The organism is Allobosea sp. P1_A7, from assembly GCF_056406775.1.
In genome coordinates this window covers 1-2,041 of sequence record NZ_JBFTZN010000506.1, presented here as the reverse complement: position 1 = coordinate 2,041, position 2,041 = coordinate 1, and the positions used below count along the sequence as shown (strand labels likewise).

The 2,041-nt window shown below is 66.1% G+C and carries 3 protein-coding genes; all 3 read left to right on the top strand.

From position 1 onward, the window contains the following. Positions 1 to 424 (top strand): dUTP diphosphatase (gene dut, locus AC1D34_RS36985; protein WP_476826954.1); only part of this gene is annotated, 424 nt, incomplete at its 5' end. After that, the gene (locus AC1D34_RS36980) at positions 421 to 870 is read left to right on the top strand and encodes an RrF2 family transcriptional regulator (protein WP_113516840.1); all 450 of its coding nucleotides are present in this window, start codon (positions 421 to 423) and stop codon (positions 868 to 870) included. The genes dut and AC1D34_RS36980, both read left to right, overlap by 4 nt. Positions 871 to 955: 85 nt before the next feature. After that, positions 956 to 1,942: a cysteine synthase A gene (cysK, locus tag AC1D34_RS36975; RefSeq protein WP_441504993.1), complete on the top strand. Its 987-nt coding sequence runs from the start codon at positions 956 to 958 to the stop codon at positions 1,940 to 1,942. The last annotated feature ends 99 nt before the right edge of the window (positions 1,943 to 2,041 follow it).

The window sequence follows — 2,041 nt, the reverse complement described above, 5'->3', positions numbered from 1 at the left end:
GAGCAGCGGCGCCGCCGGCATGGACCTCCGTGCCGCCCTGGCCGCCGATGAGCCCTGCGTTCTGGCGCCGGGCGGACGCGGTCTCATCCCGACGGGGATCGTGCTGCAATTGCCGCAGGGTTTCGAGGCGCAGGTCCGGCCGCGCTCGGGCCTCGCCTTCAAGCATGGCGTCACGGTGCTGAATTCGCCCGGCACCGTCGACAGCGACTATCGTGGGGAGATCAAGGTGATCCTGATCAATCTCGGCGCAGAAGACTTCGTGATCCGGCACGGCGACCGCATCGCCCAGCTCGTGGTCGCCCCGGTCTCACAGGCGGCCTTGGTCGAGGCTGCCACACTCGACGAGACCGCGCGCGGGGACGGCGGCTTCGGCTCGACCGGCATCGCTGGGAGCAAGGCGACGGCGCAAGGTGGCGGCCAATGATGCCGCTCTCGCACCGCAGCCTCCTCGCCGTCGCCGCAGTCGTCGATATCGCGCTGCATGCTCGCCCGTCGCCCGTCGCCGCCAAATTCCTGGCTGCACGCCACGACCTGCCGCCGCGCCATCTCGAAACCATGCTGCAGGCGCTCGTGCGCGCCGGCATCCTGAAGGGCGTGCGCGGTCCGCGCGGCGGCTATGAGCTCGCTCGCGAACGCCGCCGCATCACCGCCGGCGATATCGCGCGTGCGGCCATGCAGGAAACGAGCGATGAAACCACGCCCCTGCCGCAGTCCCGCCTTATCGACGAGGTGGTCGGCCCGGCGCTGAGGCGGGCGACCGATGCCTTCCTGGCCGAGCTCGACAGCGTCACCGTCGAAGATCTCTGTCGCCAGTCCGAGCAGAAGTCGGTCTTCGGAGAGATCGCCCAGAGAGCCGATTTCACAATATAATTATGTTATTAAACTAATTATTCGACATAAGATGTGAAATACGTTAGCCCTTCCATCCTGACCATATGACGCAAGGGAGGCCGCTATGGCCGAAGCAGCACAGAAGCTCAATCCCGCACAGGACAAGGCGCCCGGTCGAGGCCGGGTCTATGAGTCGATCACCGATACGATCGGTGACACTCCGCTGGTGCGGCTGAACCGTCTCCCGGCAGAACGCGGCGTCAAGGCGACGATCCTTGCCAAGCTCGAATTCTTCAACCCGATCTCCAGCGTCAAGGATCGTATCGGCGTAAACATGGTCGATGCGCTCGAAGCCTCAGGCGTTCTGAAGCCGGGCGGCACGCTGATCGAGCCGACCTCGGGCAATACCGGCATCGCGCTCGCCTTCGTCGCTGCCGCGCGCGGCTACCGCCTGATCTTGGTCATGCCGGAGACGATGTCGCTGGAGCGTCGCAAGATGCTGGCCCTGCTCGGCGCCGAACTCGTGCTGACGCCCGGCCCGGGCGGCATGCGCGGTGCCGTGGCCAAGGCCGAAGAGCTCAAGGCCGAGATCCCGGGTGCGATCATTCCGCAGCAGTTCGAGAATCCGGCCAACCCCGAGATTCACCGCAGGACGACCGCCGAAGAGATCTGGAACGACACCAACGGCGAAATCGACATCTTCGTCTCCGGTGTCGGCACCGGCGGCACGATCACCGGTGTCGGCCAGGTGCTGAAGCCCCGCCGGCCCGGGCTGAAGGTCATCGCGGTCGAGCCTGAAGACTCCCCGGTTCTCTCCGGCGGCCAACCCGGTCCGCACAAGATCCAGGGCATCGGCGCCGGTTTCGTTCCCGGCGTGCTCGATCGCTCGGTGATCGATGAGGTGGTGACTGTCGGCAACCAGACCTCCTTCGACACGGCTCGCGCGCTGGCCCGCCTCGAAGGCATTCCGGCCGGCATCTCCTCGGGCGCGGCAGTCGCTGCCGCGCTGGAAATCGGCGCGCGTCCCGGCAACGAAGGCAAGACCATCGTCGTGATCATCCCCTCCTTCGCCGAGCGCTATATTTCGAGCGCTCTCTTCGAAGGCCTGTGATCTCCAGCGCGCTTCAGGTCGTCCGGCTCAGCGAAACGCTGCCGGACGATTTTTCTGCCCTGCAGGACGAAGCGGCGGCCGAAGGCTACCGCTTCGTCG